This is a genomic window from Saccharopolyspora sp. NPDC049426 (genome assembly GCF_040676935.1).
Classification (GTDB): domain Bacteria; phylum Actinomycetota; class Actinomycetes; order Mycobacteriales; family Pseudonocardiaceae; genus Saccharopolyspora.
This window is the reverse complement of sequence record NZ_JBFAPZ010000008.1, coordinates 146,654-163,159: the sequence shown is the minus strand read 5'-3', so window position 1 is coordinate 163,159 and position 16,506 is coordinate 146,654. Positions and strand designations below refer to the sequence as shown.

Annotated in this window: 17 protein-coding genes; 8 read left to right on the top strand and 9 right to left on the bottom strand. The window is 69.2% G+C overall.

Annotated elements, in window-relative coordinates; all coding sequences use genetic code 11:
* Window positions 1-71: 71 nt before the first annotated feature.
* From ppgK to AB0J78_RS19175, 3 genes are all read left to right on the top strand, one after another.
* Window positions 72-833 (top strand): polyphosphate--glucose phosphotransferase, encoded by a 762-nt coding sequence (gene ppgK / locus AB0J78_RS19185; RefSeq protein ID WP_363790757.1) that lies wholly within the window; start codon window positions 72-74, stop codon window positions 831-833.
* A 398-nt stretch (window positions 834-1,231) separates the two neighbouring features.
* Window positions 1,232-2,641: an RNA polymerase sigma factor gene (locus AB0J78_RS19180; RefSeq protein WP_363791113.1), complete on the top strand. Its 1,410-nt coding sequence runs from the start codon at window positions 1,232-1,234 to the stop codon at window positions 2,639-2,641.
* Between the two features lie 481 nt (window positions 2,642-3,122).
* Window positions 3,123-3,308, top strand: a complete 186-nt coding sequence (locus AB0J78_RS19175) for a hypothetical protein (protein ID WP_210968756.1) — start codon at window positions 3,123-3,125, stop codon at window positions 3,306-3,308.
* Between the two features lie 61 nt (window positions 3,309-3,369).
* Here AB0J78_RS19175 and AB0J78_RS19170 read toward each other — a convergent pair whose 3' ends face one another.
* From AB0J78_RS19170 to AB0J78_RS19160, 3 genes are all read right to left on the bottom strand, one after another.
* Window positions 3,370-4,581: a cysteine desulfurase-like protein gene (locus tag AB0J78_RS19170; protein ID WP_363790755.1), complete on the bottom strand. Its 1,212-nt coding sequence runs from the start codon at window positions 4,579-4,581 to the stop codon at window positions 3,370-3,372.
* A 59-nt stretch (window positions 4,582-4,640) separates the two neighbouring features.
* Window positions 4,641-5,378, bottom strand: a complete 738-nt coding sequence (locus AB0J78_RS19165; RefSeq protein WP_363790753.1) for a hypothetical protein — start codon at window positions 5,376-5,378, stop codon at window positions 4,641-4,643.
* A 70-nt stretch (window positions 5,379-5,448) separates the two neighbouring features.
* On the bottom strand, window positions 5,449-7,218 hold the full coding sequence (locus AB0J78_RS19160; RefSeq protein ID WP_363790751.1) for a DEAD/DEAH box helicase: 1,770 nt from the start codon (window positions 7,216-7,218) through the stop codon (window positions 5,449-5,451).
* A gap of 267 nt (window positions 7,219-7,485) precedes the next feature.
* Here AB0J78_RS19160 and AB0J78_RS19155 point away from each other — a divergent pair, with 267 nt between their 5' ends.
* Window positions 7,486-8,619 carry a YihY/virulence factor BrkB family protein gene (locus tag AB0J78_RS19155; protein WP_363790749.1) on the top strand — a complete coding sequence of 378 codons (1,134 nt, stop codon included), beginning with the start codon at window positions 7,486-7,488 and terminating at the stop codon, window positions 8,617-8,619.
* 27 nt (window positions 8,620-8,646) lie between these two features.
* Here the strand turns inward: AB0J78_RS19155 and AB0J78_RS19150 are convergent, their stop codons facing one another.
* Window positions 8,647-8,895, bottom strand: coding sequence for a DUF3039 domain-containing protein (locus AB0J78_RS19150; RefSeq protein ID WP_132672622.1), 249 nt, complete (start codon window positions 8,893-8,895; stop codon window positions 8,647-8,649).
* Window positions 8,896-8,965: 70 nt separating this feature from the next.
* Window positions 8,966-9,313, bottom strand: a complete 348-nt coding sequence (locus AB0J78_RS19145) for a DUF3099 domain-containing protein (RefSeq protein WP_363790747.1) — start codon at window positions 9,311-9,313, stop codon at window positions 8,966-8,968.
* A 141-nt stretch (window positions 9,314-9,454) separates the two neighbouring features.
* On the opposite strand from AB0J78_RS19145, the gene AB0J78_RS19140 reads away from it, so the two are divergent.
* Window positions 9,455-10,129 (top strand): lysophospholipid acyltransferase family protein, encoded by a 675-nt coding sequence (locus AB0J78_RS19140; RefSeq protein WP_363790745.1) that lies wholly within the window; start codon window positions 9,455-9,457, stop codon window positions 10,127-10,129.
* Between the two features lie 94 nt (window positions 10,130-10,223).
* Here the strand turns inward: AB0J78_RS19140 and AB0J78_RS19135 are convergent, their stop codons facing one another.
* Genes AB0J78_RS19135 through AB0J78_RS19125 form a run of 3 tightly spaced genes read right to left on the bottom strand, consistent with a single transcriptional unit; the run spans window position 10,224 to window position 12,167 of the window.
* A complete protein-coding gene (locus AB0J78_RS19135) occupies window positions 10,224-10,802 on the bottom strand; it encodes an HhH-GPD-type base excision DNA repair protein (RefSeq protein ID WP_363790743.1) in 579 nt (192 codons plus the stop codon).
* 43 nt (window positions 10,803-10,845) lie between these two features.
* Complete coding sequence (locus AB0J78_RS19130; RefSeq protein WP_363790741.1) at window positions 10,846-11,562, bottom strand: class I SAM-dependent methyltransferase; 717 nt, start codon at window positions 11,560-11,562, stop codon at window positions 10,846-10,848.
* 47 nt (window positions 11,563-11,609) lie between these two features.
* Window positions 11,610-12,167: an isochorismatase family protein gene (locus tag AB0J78_RS19125; protein ID WP_363790739.1), complete on the bottom strand. Its 558-nt coding sequence runs from the start codon at window positions 12,165-12,167 to the stop codon at window positions 11,610-11,612.
* Window positions 12,168-12,290: 123 nt separating this feature from the next.
* Between AB0J78_RS19125 and AB0J78_RS19120 the strand changes: the two genes are divergently transcribed.
* The 3 genes from AB0J78_RS19120 to AB0J78_RS19110 all read left to right on the top strand — a co-directional run bounded on the left by AB0J78_RS19120 (window position 12,291) and on the right by AB0J78_RS19110 (window position 15,536).
* Window positions 12,291-13,805, top strand: a complete 1,515-nt coding sequence (locus AB0J78_RS19120) for a class I SAM-dependent methyltransferase (protein ID WP_363790737.1) — start codon at window positions 12,291-12,293, stop codon at window positions 13,803-13,805.
* Window positions 13,802-14,227 (top strand): D-aminoacyl-tRNA deacylase, encoded by a 426-nt coding sequence (dtd, locus tag AB0J78_RS19115; protein WP_363790735.1) that lies wholly within the window; start codon window positions 13,802-13,804, stop codon window positions 14,225-14,227. Before AB0J78_RS19120 ends, dtd begins: the two co-directional genes overlap by 4 nt.
* Before the next feature lie 337 nt (window positions 14,228-14,564).
* Window positions 14,565-15,536 (top strand): sigma-70 family RNA polymerase sigma factor, encoded by a 972-nt coding sequence (locus tag AB0J78_RS19110; RefSeq protein WP_132672615.1) that lies wholly within the window; start codon window positions 14,565-14,567, stop codon window positions 15,534-15,536.
* Window positions 15,537-15,785: 249 nt separating this feature from the next.
* Here AB0J78_RS19110 and AB0J78_RS19105 read toward each other — a convergent pair whose 3' ends face one another.
* Window positions 15,786-16,499 (bottom strand): tyrosine-protein phosphatase, encoded by a 714-nt coding sequence (locus AB0J78_RS19105; RefSeq protein WP_363790733.1) that lies wholly within the window; start codon window positions 16,497-16,499, stop codon window positions 15,786-15,788.
* Between the last annotated feature and the right edge of the window lie 7 nt (window positions 16,500-16,506).

The window sequence follows — 16,506 nt, the reverse complement described above, 5'->3', positions numbered from 1 at the left end:
ACGCAGACATCGCAACACAGTCCCGTTAAGGTCTGCACACCTTGGTCTGAATCGAATAGGAAGGATCAGCCATGGCGACAGCCCGCGGGTTCGGCGTGGACATCGGTGGGTCCGGCGTCAAGGGATCGCCGGTGGACATCGAGGCCGGAGTGCTGGCCGAGGAGCGCTTGCGCCTCGCGACGCCGCAACCCTCGACGCCGGACGCGGTGGCCGATGCCGTGGCCGAGATCGTCGAGAAGTTCGCCTGGACCGGACCGGTCGGTGTCACGCTGCCCTGCGTCATCAAGGACGGCACGGCGCTGACCGCCGCCAACATCGACAAGGGCTGGATCGGTACCGATGCCCAGGCCCTGTTCGCCGAGCGCCTCGGTCGCAGCCGGGACGAGATCGTCGTGCTCAACGACGCCGACGCCGCCGGGGTCGCCGAGATGAAGGCGGGTGCGGGCGTCGGGCACGAGGGCCAGGTCGTCGTGCTGACCTTCGGCACCGGCATCGGCAGCGCGATGTTCATCGACGGCAAGCTCGTCCCCAGCACCGAGTTCGGCCACATCGAGGTCGACGGCCACGACGCCGAGTCGCAGGCCGCCGCGTCGGTGAAGGACGATCTGGAGCTCTCCTACGAGGAGTGGGCACCGCGGGTCACCCGCTACATCCAGTCCTTGGAGAAGTTCATCTGGCCCGACCTGATCATCGCCGGGGGCGGTGTCAGCCGGAAGGGCCACAAGTGGATCCCGCTGCTGGAGACCCGCACCCCCGTTGTGGCGGCTGCGCTGCGCAACGACGCGGGCATCGTGGGCGCCGCGATGGCCTCCGCGAGCAGCGCGAAGAGCTGATCCGACCGCTGCCGGGCACAGCTGCAACCGCGTGCTGAGCCCGGCCGCGAAGGGGCGTCCCGAGGGACACCCGTCGGAGTGTGCGGCACGGCTCGCAACGGTCTTCCGGAGCCGTGCCTAGCACACGGAGGGACGCGCGGACTCCGCCTTGCAGCGGAACCGCACCCCCGCATCGCGGTTACAATGGAACACGACCCACTTGGTTCGAAGTCCTTTTGGCTGGTGAACGCTGGTGAACCCGCCCGCTGGTGCAACACCTTCACCGACGGCGGGAGCCGGTGCGGCGGCGAGCCGATAACCCGGTACTTCACGGGTGATTGTTCGTCAGCCAGGACGCCGAGTCCGGTGGGTTGTTCCCCGACCTTTGGCGGCCGAGGTTTCGCGCCCTCCGGCCCGCCCTGATCGACCGTCGCGAAAGGGCGTACGTGGCAGCCGCAGAAACCGCAACCCGACGCTCCAGCACCGCCGCAGACGCTGGCGGCGCTCAAGCCGAGTCGGGCCAGTCCCAGGCCACCCCAGCTTCGGAGGCGGCTGCTTCGTCTGACGTCGAGCAGACGAAGCCTGCCGCGCGCAAGAGCACCGCCAAGAGCTCGTCGGGTGCGAAGTCGACCACCCGCAAGCCCGCGGCCAAGAAGGGCGCCGCCAAGGCCCCGGCGAAGAAGACGACCAAGTCGGCTTCCGCCAAGGGCGCTGGCGAGGGCATGGAGATCGACGAACCGATCGAGACCGACCTGACCTCTCCCGAGGTCGGCGATCTCGCGGAAGTCGAGGTGGAGATTCCAGAGGAGCCGGTTCCGGACGAGGACTCCAAGGAGTCCGGTGACTTCGTCTGGGACGAAGAGGAGTCCGAGGCGCTCCGGCAGGCGCGCAAGGACGCCGAGCTGACCGCTTCCGCGGACTCGGTGCGCGCCTACCTCAAGCAGATCGGCAAGGTCGCGCTGCTCAACGCCGAGGAAGAGGTCGAGCTGGCCAAGCGCATCGAGGCCGGCCTCTACGGTGCCGAGCGGTTGCGCCAGATCGAGGAGTCCGGCGAGCAGCTGACCACGCAGATGCGGCGCGACCTGCGCTGGATCGTGCGCGACGGCGAGCGCGCCAAGAACCACCTGCTGGAGGCCAACCTCCGCCTGGTGGTCAGCCTCGCCAAGCGCTACACCGGCCGCGGCATGGCGTTCCTGGACCTGATCCAGGAGGGCAACCTCGGCCTGATCCGCGCGGTCGAGAAGTTCGACTACACCAAGGGCTACAAGTTCTCCACGTACGCGACCTGGTGGATCCGTCAGGCCATCACGCGCGCGATGGCCGACCAGGCGCGCACCATCCGCATCCCGGTGCACATGGTCGAGGTCATCAACAAGCTCGGCCGCATCCAGCGCGAGCTGCTGCAGGACCTCGGTCGCGAGCCCACGCCGGAAGAGCTCGCCAAGGAAATGGACATCACCCCGGAGAAGGTGCTGGAGATCCAGCAGTACGCCCGGGAGCCCATTTCGCTCGACCAGACCATCGGCGACGAGGGCGACAGCCAGCTCGGTGACTTCATCGAGGACTCCGAGGCCGTCGTCGCGGTCGACGCGGTGTCGTTCACGCTGCTGCAGGACCAGCTCCAGTCGGTCCTGGCGACGCTGTCCGAGCGCGAGGCGGGCGTGGTCCGGCTGCGCTTCGGCCTCACCGACGGCCAGCCGCGCACGCTGGACGAGATCGGCCAGGTCTACGGGGTGACCCGGGAGCGGATCCGGCAGATCGAGTCCAAGACGATGTCGAAGCTGCGCCACCCGTCGCGGTCGCAGGTCCTCCGGGACTACCTCGACTGACCGAATTGTCCGGAATTGGCCGTCGACCCACTCGGGTCGGCGGCCTTTTTCGCGTGTCCACTTCGGCCTCGAAGGGCGGTTTCGGAGCTTCGGGAGGGCGATTTTCCGTCCGAGTGCTGAGATTTGCTGTTCGCTTCCAGAGGAACGGGGCCGATCACGGATCGTCATATTTGTGATCCAACCCACCAGGATTGGCCTTGACCAGTCGGAGCGTTTGTCCAGCTAGATTCGTCGATCTCCGCATCGTTGCAGGTCAGAATGGTGAACCCAATGTTGATCACCCTCCGCGAGGATCACTGCTGCAACCGGGTACTTCATGGTGACGACCGTCGCTAGCCCGCGCGGGAACACTGACTCCGGCCAAAACGTCTGGAAGAGTAGAGCCAACGAGCACCGACCCTGCAGCCAGTAGGACACCGGTGGTCGTAGCAGGATCGAGGGCGTCGGGTGGAATCCGACGCCGGGACGGAGGGAGATATCGATGCCGGGAACGCTCACCCGCCCCGAGCTGACCGCCGCCGACCGCTGCGACCGCTGCGGGGCCGCTGCCAAGGCTCGCGCCGTACTACCGTCCGGTGGCGAGCTTCTGTTCTGCGGGCACCACGCCCGCGCCTACGAAGCCGGTCTGCGCGACGTGCGGGCCGACCTCCAACAGGACGAGCAGTGACAACCTGATCAGCCAGGTCACCGGGCCCCCGCAGCCAAGCGCTGCGGGGGCCCGGTGCGTTTCACGCGCTGATCTCGCGCAAGGCCACCAGCAGGCGATCGACCTCGTCGGCCGTCGAGTAGTGCGACAGGCTCGCCCGCACGCCGCCCTCGGGCCCGATGCCGAGGGCGTGAACGAGTTCCCAGGCGTAGGAGTGGCCGGCGGAGACGTTCAGCCCCCGCTCCGACAGCGCCGCGGACACCTCCGCCGGAGCCTTGCCCTGGACGGTGAAGAAGGCGGTGGGCGTGGTCGGCCCCTGCGGAGTGCCGTGGCGCTGGACACCGCCCAGCTCGGCCAGTCCCGCGAACAGCCGACCGGCGAGCTGCTCCTCGTGCGCCACGACGGCTGACCGCGAGATCGCGAGGCGTTCGGCGCGGCTGCCCGTCGCATCGCCGTCCAGCCCCGCCAGGTGCTCCACCGCCGCGACGACACCGGCCATCGGGGCGAACGGGTTGGTGCCCAGCTCGAAGCGCTCCGGGGAGCTCTCGGGCGACGGCGCCAGCTTGTCCGGGTGGAGGTTCTCCAGGACCCACGGATCGGCGGCGACGACGGCCGCCAGGTGCGGTCCGGCCCACTTGTAGGCGCTGGTGGCGTACAGGTCCGCGCCGAGATCGGCGATCCGCACGTGCGCGTGCGGGCAGTGCTGCACGCCGTCGACGTAGGACAGCGCGCCGACCTCGCGGGCCCGGTCGGTGATCGGCTTGAGGTCGGGCATGACCCCCAGCAGGTTGGACGCGGCGGTGACGGCGACCAGCTTGGTGCGATCGCCGATCAGCCCGACGACGTTGTCGACGGGGAGCTCACCCGTGGTCGGGTCGATCTCGGCGGTGCGCACGGTCGCACCGGCCCGCTGCGCGAGCTGCACCCACGGCCGGACGTTGGCGTCGTGGTCGAGGGAGGTCACCACGATCTCGTCGCCCGGGTTCCAGCCGAGCGCCAGAACTCCGGCGAACCGGTAGGTCAGCGAGGTCATGCTCGGCCCGAACGCCACGCACGCCGGATCGGGCGCGCCCACCAGGTCCGCCACGGCCGCACGAGCCTCGGCGACGATCCCGGACGAGCGGCGGCTCGACTCGTACTGCCCGCCCACGTTCGACAACCCGGATCGGTAGGCGTCGCTGATCGCCTCGATCACCGATTCCGGCACCTGCGTGCCCGCTGCGCCGTCCAGCCACGCCCGGCCGTCCGCCAGCGCCGGGTACTGCGCCCGGACCTTCTCAACGTCGAATCCCATGCCGCGACCCTAGAAGACGGAACGCACGGCCAAGATCATCGCCCTCACTCGGGCTGCCGCTACGCGGTGACGGCCTCGTCGACCACGGCGGGACGCGGCGTGAAGGCGTCGGCGGTGACGTCCCGGACCAGTTCCACGACGCTGGGGCCGTAGCTCTCGGACTCCACCACGCGCAGGAGCAGGCAGAAGCGCCGCCTGCGGCCGTACTTCCGCATCAGGCGCGGGTGCTGGACGTCGACGTACCGCGCGGCGGCGCGGTTGGCGATCGAGGTCTGACCGCAGATCAGGAAGGCAGGCTTGTCCTGCTTGCTGCGGATGATCTTGGCCAGGACCACGTACTCGACCTGACGGCTCTGCGCCGGGTACCTCTCCCCGCCCACCTCGATCGCCGTCTTCGAGTCCAGTCCGCCCACCCTCACTCCTGGCAACGCCGACCGCAGGTGAGCCGCGGTGCGCCGGTTGGCGGACGGGCCACCGATGCAGAACTCGGGCTTGTCCGCCAGCCCCTGCTCGGACTGGTCGTGGAAGATCACCTCGGGCTTCGCCCCGCAGTCCCCCAGGATCGACGAGAGTTCGAGCATCGCCGCAGCGTCATTCCGGTGGACGCTGCGCTCGTTGTCCGCCGACACCATCCGGGGAACCACCAGCAGGCACTCGCCTCCGCTGCTCAGCCCGAAGAAAGCCTGCTTGCGCCGCAGCCTCCGAAGTCGCAGCAGGCGACCGGAGATCCAGACCACCGAGCCGGTGATCACGCTGGCGATGATGTAGAGCCCGACGTTCCACGCATCGCCCGTCACAGCACCCGCTCCAAGATCGTCGCTCTGGCGGGTGACAGGTTAGCCGGACGGCCGGACCCGCATCAGGCGTTCACCAAGAGCGGAGGGTGGCGATTCGCTCTTCGAGCTGCTCGACCGTGGCCATCGCAGTGGGCGGGCCGCCGCAGACCTTCTGCAGCTCGTTGTAGATCTTGCCGTGCGGCTTGCGGGTGCGGTGGTGGTGCAGCGACACGAGCGTGTTGAGCTCCTTGCGCAGCTTCTGCAGCCGCTCCTGGACGCTCTGCGGGCGCGACTGCTGCTCGGCCTGCTCGGCGACCTTGGCCGCCTTCGCATCAGCCTCGCGCTTGCCGACGTCGTCCAGCTGCTGCGACTGGCGCTGCCGCAGCAGCGCTCTGACCTGGTCCGGTTCCAGCAGACCCGGCAACCCCAGGTAGTCCTGCTCCTCCTCGGTCGTGCTGAACGCGGCCGTGCCGAACGACGAACCGTCGTAGATCACCTGGTCCAGCTCGGCCTCGGCGCCCAGCGAGGTGAACGCCTTCTCCTCCTCGCCGGGCTCGTCGCGCTGGGCGTTGGCGGCGGCGACCAGCTCGTCGTCCCAGCCGTCCTTCTCCCGGTGCGGCTTGCCCAGCACGTGGTCGCGCTGCGCCTCCAGCTCGCTGGCCAGCTCCAGCAGCACCGGAACGCTCGGCAGGAAGATGCTGGCCGTCTCCCCCGGTCGCCGCGACCGCACGAAGCGACCGATGGCCTGGGCGAAGAACAACGGCGTCGAGGCGCTGGTGGCGTAGACGCCGACGGCCAGGCGGGGCACGTCGACGCCCTCGGAGACCATCCTGACCGCGACCATCCACTTGTCGTCGGACTCGGCGAAGGCACCGATCCGCGAGGACGCCTGCGGATCGTCGGAGAGCACGACCACCGGATCCGAGCCGGTGATCTGGTGCAGCGCCTTGGCATAGGCCTTGGCCGTGGGGTGGTCGGAGGCGATCACCAGGCCACCGGCGTCCGGGATGCCGCCCTGGCGGAGCTGCTCCAGCCGGGTGTCGGCGGCCTTGAGCACCGTGGGGATCCACTCGCCGGACGGGTCCAGCGCGGTCCTCCACGCACGGGCGGTCTGCTCGGCGGTCAGCGGCTCACCGAGGCGCGCGCTGAACTCGTCGCCCGCGTTGGTGCGCCAGCGCGCCTCGCCCGAGTAGGCGAGGAAGAGCACCGGCCGCACGACGCCGTCCGCCAGCGCGTCGGAGTAGCCGTAGGAGTGGTCGGCGCGGCTGCGCATCGACCCGTCGGCATCGGGCTCGTACCCGATGAAGGGGATGGGCGAGTCGTCGCTGCGGAACGGCGTACCGGTCAGCGACAACCGGCGAACCGCGGGGGTGAACGCCTCCCGGATCGCGTCGCCCCAGGACTTGGCGTCGCCCGCGTGGTGCACCTCGTCGAGGATCACCAGCGTCTTGCGCCGCTCGGTGCGCACCCGGTGCAGGTTGGGGTGGGCCGCGACCTGCGCGTAGGTGACGACCACGCCGCGGTAGTCGCTGGAGGTGATGCCGTCGGCGTTGCGGAAGTTGGAGTCCAGCGGGATCCCGGCGCCTCCGGCCGCCAACGCCCACTGGTGCTTGAGGTGCTCCGTCGGCGCGACCACCGTGACCTGCTCGACCGTGCGGTCGGCGAGCAGTTCCGCGGCCACCCGCAGACCGAACGTCGTCTTCCCCGCGCCGGGCGTCGCCACGGCCAGGAAGTCCGTCGGCCGGTTGGCCAGGTACTTGGTGAGGGCTCGCCGCTGCCAGGCTCGAAGTGGCCGGGACGGTGCCTGCGAGGGGTCGCTAAGAACAGATCGGACGGAATAGTCGAGTTGCGCTTCGGACACGCCGGCTCGCCGCTCCCTTCCTCGTTTCCCCAAACCGGATGGTGCGGGCACATCCGTTGAGCCCCGCGACCGCCACGCTCCCCTGGACATCAGGCCTGAACCGGAGAACTGGATCAACCAGCACCGATCAACTCGTGGCGGGCCGTCGTGCAGCTTACCTTCGCGCTCGGGCCGACACCGGTTCGGCCGATCGAGATGGTTCCGACACTCCGGTTTCAACACCTCGACGCCTGCGCGCCGGAGCTATGAAGCATCCTTATAGGCGACATGGGTTCGCCGAGTTCGCCAGACAGTCGGGGGCGCAGCGCGACCGCAGCGCGGGATGAGGTCCCGGTCCGCCGCGGTCCCCTGCGCTTGGTCGCACGCACCCTGGACAAGGCGTGGTGGGACAACATCTTCTCGGAATCCGCGGCTGCGGCGTTCTGGCAGACGATGTCGCTGCCGCCGCTGCTGCTGGGTCTGCTGGGCAGCTTGGGCTACCTCGGCGACTGGTTCGGCCCCGAGATCGTCGACGCGGTGCACGACAAGATCCTGGCGTTCTGCCGGACGGTGTTCACCAGCAGCGTCGTTGACCAGATCATCGGGCCGACGGTCGGCGACATCCTGACCAAGGGCCGCAGCGAGATCGCTTCGATGGGTTTCCTGCTGTCGCTGTGGGCGGGTTCCTCGGCGCTGGCGTCGCTGGTGGACTCGATCACCCAGGCCTACGACCAGTACCTGGTTCGCAACAGCATCTGGCAGCGGATCGTGGCGCTGCTGCTCTACCTGGTGGGCCTGGTGCTGGCGATCATCGGGATGCCGGTGGTGGCGCTGGGGCCGGAGTGGCTGCCCACGGTGTTCCCGCACGCGCTGCAGGACGACGTCACCTGGCTCATCCACGCCATCTACTACCCGGCGACGGCCGCCGGTCTGGCGATCGCGCTGGCCACGCTCTACAGCGTGGCGCTTCCGCGCAAACTTCCCTGGCACCGCGGCGTGCCGGGCGCGCTGCTGGCGATGGTGCTGTTCCTGGTGGCCAGCTACGGGCTGCGGGTCTACATCACCTGGATCACCAGCACCGGCTACACCTACGGCGCGCTGGCGACCCCGATCGCGTTCCTGCTCTTCGCGTTCTTCATCGGTTTCGCGATCATCATGGGCGCGGAGTTCAACAACGCGATCCAGGAGATGTGGCCGGCGAAGATGACCCGCCGCGAGCGGCGGCGCTGGCGTCGGCTGGAGATGCGGCGACTGGCTCAGCGCATGCACACCGAGGACGGCTACCGCGCCTGGCGCGAGGACAACACGCCCGAACCGGAGCACGAAGCGGTGCAACCGAAGCCCGAGACCGATCCGCCGCACACCAACGGCAAGCCGGTGAACTTCAAGCGCGCAGGCCAACCCGAACCGCACGGCGGCTGACCCGCGGCGGTTCGGGAAGCACCCGACTTACTTGTCGGCCCCTGGGGGCAGCGACTCGAAGATCTCCTTGCAGTCCGGGCAGACGGGCGAACCGGGCTTCGCGGACTTGGTGACCGGGAAGACCTCGCCGCACAGCGCCACGACGTGGGTGCCCATGACCGCGCTCTCGGCGATCTTGTCCTTCTGCACGTAGTGGAATACCTCGGGACGATCATCGCTGGTCTGATCAGCTGTCTCGTTCCGGGTGTCGGTCTCCGGCAGCGTCATCGTGCTCATGGCACCAATGATGCCGCACGACGCATGCGTCTGTCCGCAGCGGTTCTGGTCTCACCACCGCAGAGGGGTGTCAGTGGCTCTCGATGACGCGATGTTCCGAGGCCTCGATGCTGCGGTGCGACCTGCGGAACCGGTTCACGTGCTCGGACTTGCGAACGGGCCGATCGTTGGCGATCAGGACCGCCATCCACGGCAGGGGGATCGAAATGGCCAGGATGATCAGGGCCAACCACCACAGCTGCCACACCTGGAACACGACCACCGCGCCGACCAGGCACGGAATCCGGCTTGCCATCATGATCGCGTACCTGCGGCGGCGAGTCGCCTGCTCATCGTCCATCGACGGCTGAGCCTCGGTGATCAGCACCGGGGTGTCGTCACGATGTGAAGTGTTCACGACGCTACCTCCGATTTCCATGCTCCCACCCACTGGTGCCCGCCGACACCCCCGGGGCCCGGCGATTCACCCCCACTGGTTGACCGCCACGACGCACGCGCGAAACCTCGCCGAGTTAGATTCGACGTGGGAGCAAGAACTTCGGCGCGGGAGTGACCACACATGATGTACGCGGTGAGCAAACGGGTCGTGGGTGCGGTAGCCCGGTCCGTCTACCGACCCAAGATCATCGGCGCGGAGAAGGTGCCCACGACGGGCCCGGTGATCCTGGCCCCGAACCACCTCGCCGTGCTGGACAGCTTCATCGTCCCGCTGGTGCTGCCACGTCCGGTGGCGTTCCTGGCCAAGGCCGAGTACTTCCAGGGCACGGGATTCAAGGGCGGCCTGAGCAAGTGGCTGTTCAGCTCGCTGGGCGCGATCCCGGTCGAGCGGGGACGCGGCCGGGCCGCGATGGAGGCCATCGGCGCGGCCGAGGAGGTCCTGCGCAACGGCGGAGCCTTCGGAATCCACCCGGAGGGCACTCGCTCCCCCGACGGCCGTCTCTACCGAGGCCGCACCGGCGTCGCCAGGCTCACCCTGAACACCGGTGCCCCGGTCGTCCCCGTGGCGCTGACCGGCACCGACAAGCTCCAGCCCCGCGGCACCAGGATCCCGCGCCTGGCCAAGGTCACGGTCCGCTTCGGCGACCCGCTGGACTTCACCCGCTACTCGGGCATGGAGGCGTCGCTCCCGGTCCTGCGCTCGATCACCGACGAGATCATGTACGCCATCTCCGAGCTCTCGGACCAGGAGTACGTCGACAAGTACCAGAAGCCGGGAGCAGCAGCCGCCGCCTGACCGCCCGTGCTGCCCGGGCAATCGCCAACGGGCGGTTTTGGTCCGAACCGCGTCCCTTGTGCCCGGTCAGCTCGGACCAGAACCGCCCACGCGGCTACTTCGCGGCCTTCGCGGCGGCCTTCTGCGCCTTCTTGAAGGAGCGGACCTCCTGGAGGCTCTGCTCGTCGACGACGTCGGCGATGGAGCGCCGCGAGCCCTGCTCGCCGTAGGCGCCCGCTGCCTCTCGCCAGCCCTGCGGCTCGACCCCGCGCTGCTTGCCGAGCAGGGCGAGGAAGATCCGGGCCTTCTGCTCGCCGTAGCCGGGAAGGGCCTTGAGCCGCTTGAGGACTTCCTTGCCGTCGGGGTCGCCGTCGGTCCACAGCGCCTCGGTCCGGCCGTCGTAGTGCTCGACGACGTGCTGGGCGAGGGCCTGGACCCGCTTGGCCATCGAACCGCCGTAGCGGTGGATCGCGGGCTTCTGCACGCAGAGCTCGACGAACTCCTCCGGGTCGGCCTCGGCGATCTTGGCGACGTCGAACCCGCCCATCCTGTCCGCGATCTTCTTCGGACCGGCGAACGCCAGCTCCATCGCCACCTGCTGATCGAGAAGCATCCCGGTGAGCAGGGCGAACGAGTCCTCGGAGAGCAGCCGGTCCGCCTCGGCGTCGCCGGTCAGGTGCAGTGCGTCGGACATGGCCGCATCATCTCACGACACCACGCCGGGAACGCGTTCGCGCTCAGTCCGCCCTGCGGGCGATGTAGACGTCCTCCAGGCCCGCGCGGTCCGGTGCTTCGCGCACCTCGCGCAGCACGAAACCCGCTTCGGCGAGGCTCGCGTCGATCTCGTCCCGGGTTCGGAAGCGCAGGGTGGACTCGGAGGTGAGCTCCTCGCCGTCGGGGAACCGGTAGGTGCTGCGGAACGAGATCAGCGGCGGGCTCGCGTCGGTGAGCTCGTCGTGCCGTTCGACGCGGCCGAGTTCCGGCACGTCGACGCTAGTCGTGCCCGGCCACCGCTCCCAGTCGCGGCGTTCGGGCTTCCTCGTCTCGAACACGAAGTGCGTCCCCGGCCGGAGCGCGGCGCGGACGCTGAGCAGGACTCGCGTCCACTCCTCGTCGGTGCGGAAGACCTGCGCGACGTTGCCGGTCATCACCACGAGATCGGCCGCGATGGTCGGCAGGACCGTGGCGTCGCAGCGCACCCAGACGATCCGCGCGGAGCCGTCCTTGGACCTGGCGACCGCGAGCGATGCCTCGGCCGGGTCGGTTCCCACGACCGTTCGCCCTGTCCCCTCGAGCAGGATCGCCAGCGAGCCGGTTCCGCATCCGACGTCGAGAACCCGGGCAGCGCCCAGCTCGTCGGCGATCTCGACGTAGGAGTGCAGGTCGCTGCGACCGGATTCGAACGCGTCGTAGAGCGGCGCGAGCCGAGGATGAGCGAACATCGCGTCAGGCACCGACCGAATCTAGCGAGGCGTCGGCGAGGTGACTACCGCCGTTTCGCTCATGCGCGAGCTAAGTCGACCTCCGCCGCGCTGACCGCGCCGGCCGTGCGGCCGGGTGCGGCCTGGTGCTGCCAGTACAGGTTGGTGTGCGCGATGACCTCGTCCGGCGATGGCGCCCCGTAGCGGCTGAGGTCGCTGGTGGTGTGGGCGTCGGCGACCAGCGTCGCGTCGTAGCCGCGGACGAACGCGCCGTGCAGCGTGCACCGGACGCACTGATCGGTCTGCGCCCCCGTGACGATCAGCCTGCCGATGCCGCGGTGGGCGAGCACCTTCTCGAGTTCGGTGTCCTCGAAGGCGTCGCCGTAGGACTTGTGCACCAGCGGCTCGTCATCGTCGCGGTCCAGCTCGGGCACCAGTTCCCAGCCCTCGCTGTCGCGGACCAGCCCTTCGTCGTGGTGTTGGATCCACACCACGTCGACACCGGCCGAACGCGCCCGATCGACCAGGTGGCCGATGTTGGCCACGACCCGGTCCCGATCGTGCGCGTCGGCGACCACGCCCTTCTGCACGTCGATGACCAGCAGCGCGGTGTTCGGCCTGTTCTCCAGAACGGTCATGGCGACTCCCCCATCAGCGATGCCCCGATGCTAGGCGGCACCACCGACGGTTTTCCGGTCTCCGCGAACCGCCCGACCGACTGAGCGGAGGCATCGGCCCGCGGGCGTGTGAGGATTCAGGACGTGATTCCAGATCTGTCCGCTGACCGCATCGACCGACTTCGCGAGGCGTTCCGCGCCGCCTCCTACGACGCCGACGGCGTCCTCGACCTGCTCGGCCACTCCGCGCACGCCGCGCTCGGCCGCGGCGAACCGATGCCCGCGCTGCGCGCCACCGAGGGCGCCGGCCCGCTGGGCACCCTGGTCCGCCTGTTCCTGCTGGGCCGTCCCGAGACCCGCGCCGACGTGCAGGCCGCGCTGGGTTCGCTGACCATCGACGACGCGCTGGCGGCCGGCATCCTCGCCGCCGACGGCGAGCTGGTGCGCGCCGGACTGGACATCCGCCCTCACGGCGAGGGCGAGCACTCCTGGTGGGTCGTGTCGGACCTGGACTCCGACCTCCGCGGGGGCCGTCCGGTCGACCCCGACCACGTGCTGGGAGTCGGGCACGCCTCGCTGAGCCTGGTGCGCGCCACCACCCGGCGGCCGGTCGGCTCGGTGCTCGACCTGGGCACCGGCTGCGGCGTGCAGGCGCTGCACGCGAGCACGCACGCGAGCAGCATCACCGTCACCGACGTCTCGCAGCGGGCGCTGGCCCTGGCTGCGGCGACCTTCCGGCTCAACGGCGTCGACGCGGAGCTCGGCGAGGGCGAGTGGTTCGACCCGGTCCGGGGCCGCCGGTTCGACCTGGTCGTGTGCAACCCGCCGTTCGTGGTCGGACCGCCGCGCACCGACTTCACCTACCGCGACTCCGGCATGGCCGGTGACGACGCGAGCGCGCTGGTGGTGCGCCAGCTGCCGTCGTTCCTCAACGAGGGCGGCACCGGGCAGCTCCTGGCGTCCTGGGTGCACCGCGAGGGCGAGGACTGGGAGGACCGGGTCGCGTCCTGGCTGCCGCCGGGGGCGGGGGTGGACGCCTGGTTCGTGCAGCGCGACGTCGCCGACCCCGACCTGTACGTCGGCACCTGGCTGCGCGATGCCGGCTACGACCTGCGTTCCGAGCAGGGCATGCGCAAGGCCGCCGAGTGGCTGGACTGGTTCGAGGACAACGACGTGATCGGCATCGGCTTCGGTTTCGTCACCCTGCGCCGCACCGACGGTCCCGGTGAGGTCATCTGCGAGGACCTGCGGCACGCCTTCGACGACCCGCTGGGCCCGGAGTCCGATGCCTGGCTGCGCCGGGTCGACTGGCTGCGGGAGCACGACTCGGACGACGACCTGCTGGCCGCCCGCCTGGTCACCGCCGACAGCACGGTGCTGGAGCAGGTCTCGCAGCCGGGCGACGAGGGCTGGGAGCCGATCGTGCACCGCCTGCACCGCACCGACGGACCGGGTTGGCAGCACGAGATCGACGAACTCGCCGTCCGGTTGCTGGCGGGATTCCGCGGTGCGCTGCCGTTGGACGAACTGCTGGAGTTGCTCGCGTTGGGTTACGGCGAAGATGTGGAGGAGTTGACCTCCGCTGCGATTCCCGTGGTGCGCGAACTCGTGCGGCACGGAATGGTCGTTCCGGCCGAATGGCGAGGTGTTGATCAATGAGGGCAATCGCCACGCGCGTCACTCGCGCCTCGGTAACGGTCGACGGTGAAGTGGTCGGCAAGATCGATGAACCCGGACTGTTGGTCCTATTGGGTGTGACGCATTCCGACGGCCGTGAGGAAGTCGTAAAAATGGCCCGGAAACTGCACGAGATTCGAGCCCTGCGGGACGAGGAGTCGTGCGCCACGAGCGGGGCTCCGCTGCTCGTCGTCAGCCAGTTCACCCTTTACGGATCGACCAAGAAGGGACGCCGCCCCTCCTGGACCGAAGCGGCCCGCCCGGAGCAGGCGGAGCCGCTGGTGGAAGAGGTCGTCGCCGAGCTCCGCGAGCGGGGTGCTCGGGTGTCCACCGGAGTGTTCGGAGCGATGATGGCGGTCGAAAGCGTGAACGACGGGCCATTCACACTTTTGGTTGAGGTCTAAACGTAACGAGAGCTCTCAGGAAATCCTCAGGCTTGGGCGCGCAACGGATGTGACGGCCGCGACGTCTTCGAATCGAGAACATCGGGAACGAATTCGTCGCGCCCGTCGTTTTCCAGGTAACGAAGCTTCGACGGCCATGCCGACAGCGGTGACCGAACGCTGGAAGTTCTCGCCCGGACATCCGGCGGAACCGACAGCTCCGGCACCGACCCGACATCCGAAGAAGAACGTCGACGCGGAAGCCCCGGTAATACCGAGCGTACGCGTCTTCCGCACCGCGCACCGATGCGTCGGTGTGAATTGCGCCCCGCTAGCCAGCCCGTCAGGGAGGGAGCTCATGACCGTCCCGCAGACCACCAAGCCAGACGTCGCCGTCGCCGAAGAACTGGACACCCAGGGACCATCGGCCGACCTGGTGCGCGTCTACCTCAACGGCATCGGGCGCACAGCGCTGCTCACCGCACAGGAAGAGGTCGACCTCGCCAAGCGGATCGAGGCCGGAGTTTTCGCCAAGCACTTGCTGGAGACCGGCAAGAACCTCTCCCCCGAGCGGCGTTCGGACCTCAATGCCGTCGTGCGGGATGGTCGGCGCGCGAAGAACCACCTGATGGAGGCCAACCTCCGTCTGGTCGTCAGCCTCGCCAAGCGCTACACCGGACGCGGCATGCCCCTGCTGGACCTCATCCAGGAGGGCAACCTCGGCTTGATCCGCGCGGTGGAGAAGTTCGACTACACCAAGGGCTTCAAGTTCTCGACCTACGCGACCTGGTGGATCCGTCAGGCCATCACCCGTGGCATGGCCGACCAGAGCCGCACCATCCGGCTGCCCGTCCACCTGGTCGAGCAGGTCAACAAGCTGGCCCGGATCAAGCGCGACCTGCACCAGAAGCTGGGCCGCGAGGCCACCGACGACGAGCTCTCGGAAGAGGCCGGAATCCCGGTCGAGAAGATCCTCGACCTGATGGACCACTCGCGTGACCCGGTGAGCCTGGACATGCCGGTGGGTGCCGAGGAGGACGCGCCGCTCGGTGACTTCATCGAGGACGCCGAGTCCGCCGACGCCGAGAACGCGGTGATCTCGGGCTTCCTGCAGGACGACCTGCGCAGGGTGCTGTCCACGCTGGAGGAGCGCGAGCAGGCGGTCATCCGGATGCGCTACGGCCTCGAAGACGGCCAGCCGCGCACCCTGGACCAGATCGGCAAGGCGTTCGGGCTGAGCCGCGAGCGGGTCCGCCAGATCGAGCGCGAGGTCATGTCCAAGCTCCGCCAGGGCGACCGCGCCGACCGGCTCCGCGCCTACGCCAGCTGAACCAGGCGGAGCGCCCCTCCCCACCCGAGGGGCGCTCCGCCTTCTCATGTGACCTCTGCGACGGTTGAGGCGGTCGGCGCGAGGTCGTGCGCGGGTCGAGCCAACCGGCATCACTTTGCACCCGATCGGCTCGTTGACCCGACGCGGAGAAGACGCGAAGATCTTCTTCCCGTTGCTTGAGCGGTGGGGTCCTCCACCGCTTGCTGGAGGAGGGCGGGCTCGTCGAACAGGCGGGTCCGGCCTCCTCACCTACTTCTGCAGGAACTTCTCCTGCCAGCGACCCAGCTCGTCGTCGGTGACCCCGTGGTCGCTCAGCCAGCCCGCCGCCCCCTGGTGGTCGTCGAAGATCTCCAGCACGCGCTCGATGGCCTGCGTCGGGGTCGCCAAGAACTCGGCGACCATCTCCTCGTCCACGCCGGGCGGTAGTTCCGGTGCCTCGTTGAGCCGCTGCAGAACGCGGAACATGTTCTTGTCGGTGCGCACGTAGTCGGCGATGATCGCGTCCTGCCGCACACCTGCCGCGCCCAGCAGCATCGCCGAGACCACCCCGGTCCGGTCCTTGCCCGCCGCGCAGTGCACCAGCGCCGGGCCGTCGGCCTCCAAGACCTGCCGGAACACCTCGACGAGCTTCTTCGGGGCGCCCTCCAGCATTCCCTGGTAGAGCAGGGTCAACTCGTGCACGGAACCGTCGGTCTCCGGCTTGTCCAGCCCTTCCAGCACCCGCACCCGGTGGACCTGGGCGACGGGGGCCAGCGGGTGCTCGTCCTGCGTCTCGACCGCTTCGCGCAGGTCCACCACCACGCGCGGTGGCCACGCGGAGGCCCCGGCCGGGTCCCGATCACCCGGGTGCGGGGCGTCACTGCGGTAGACCACGCCGGATCTGGTCAGCACACCGTCACCGGTGGGTTGACCGCCGAGATCGCGGAGGTTGACCAGTTCATCGAGCGCATCCGACGTCGCCATGAAGCCT

Excerpts from the sequence above, each read along its gene's own strand:
- ppgK (WP_363790757.1), top strand. The coding sequence starts at position 72 with ATGGCGACAGCCCGCGGGTTCGGCGTGGACATCGGTGGGTCCGGCGTC.
- AB0J78_RS19175 (WP_210968756.1), top strand. The coding sequence starts at position 3,123 with ATGCCGGGAACGCTCACCCGCCCCGAGCTGACCGCCGCCGACCGCTGC.
- AB0J78_RS19170 (WP_363790755.1), bottom strand. The coding sequence starts at position 4,581 with ATGGGATTCGACGTTGAGAAGGTCCGGGCGCAGTACCCGGCGCTGGCG.
- AB0J78_RS19155 (WP_363790749.1), top strand. The coding sequence starts at position 7,486 with ATGGGTTCGCCGAGTTCGCCAGACAGTCGGGGGCGCAGCGCGACCGCA.
- AB0J78_RS19150 (WP_132672622.1), bottom strand. The coding sequence starts at position 8,895 with ATGAGCACGATGACGCTGCCGGAGACCGACACCCGGAACGAGACAGCT.
- AB0J78_RS19145 (WP_363790747.1), bottom strand. The coding sequence starts at position 9,313 with ATGGAAATCGGAGGTAGCGTCGTGAACACTTCACATCGTGACGACACC.
- AB0J78_RS19140 (WP_363790745.1), top strand. The coding sequence starts at position 9,455 with ATGATGTACGCGGTGAGCAAACGGGTCGTGGGTGCGGTAGCCCGGTCC.
- AB0J78_RS19135 (WP_363790743.1), bottom strand. The coding sequence starts at position 10,802 with ATGTCCGACGCACTGCACCTGACCGGCGACGCCGAGGCGGACCGGCTG.
- AB0J78_RS19125 (WP_363790739.1), bottom strand. The coding sequence starts at position 12,167 with ATGACCGTTCTGGAGAACAGGCCGAACACCGCGCTGCTGGTCATCGAC.
- dtd (WP_363790735.1), top strand. The coding sequence starts at position 13,802 with ATGAGGGCAATCGCCACGCGCGTCACTCGCGCCTCGGTAACGGTCGAC.
- AB0J78_RS19110 (WP_132672615.1), top strand. The coding sequence starts at position 14,565 with ATGACCGTCCCGCAGACCACCAAGCCAGACGTCGCCGTCGCCGAAGAA.
- AB0J78_RS19105 (WP_363790733.1), bottom strand. The coding sequence starts at position 16,499 with ATGGCGACGTCGGATGCGCTCGATGAACTGGTCAACCTCCGCGATCTC.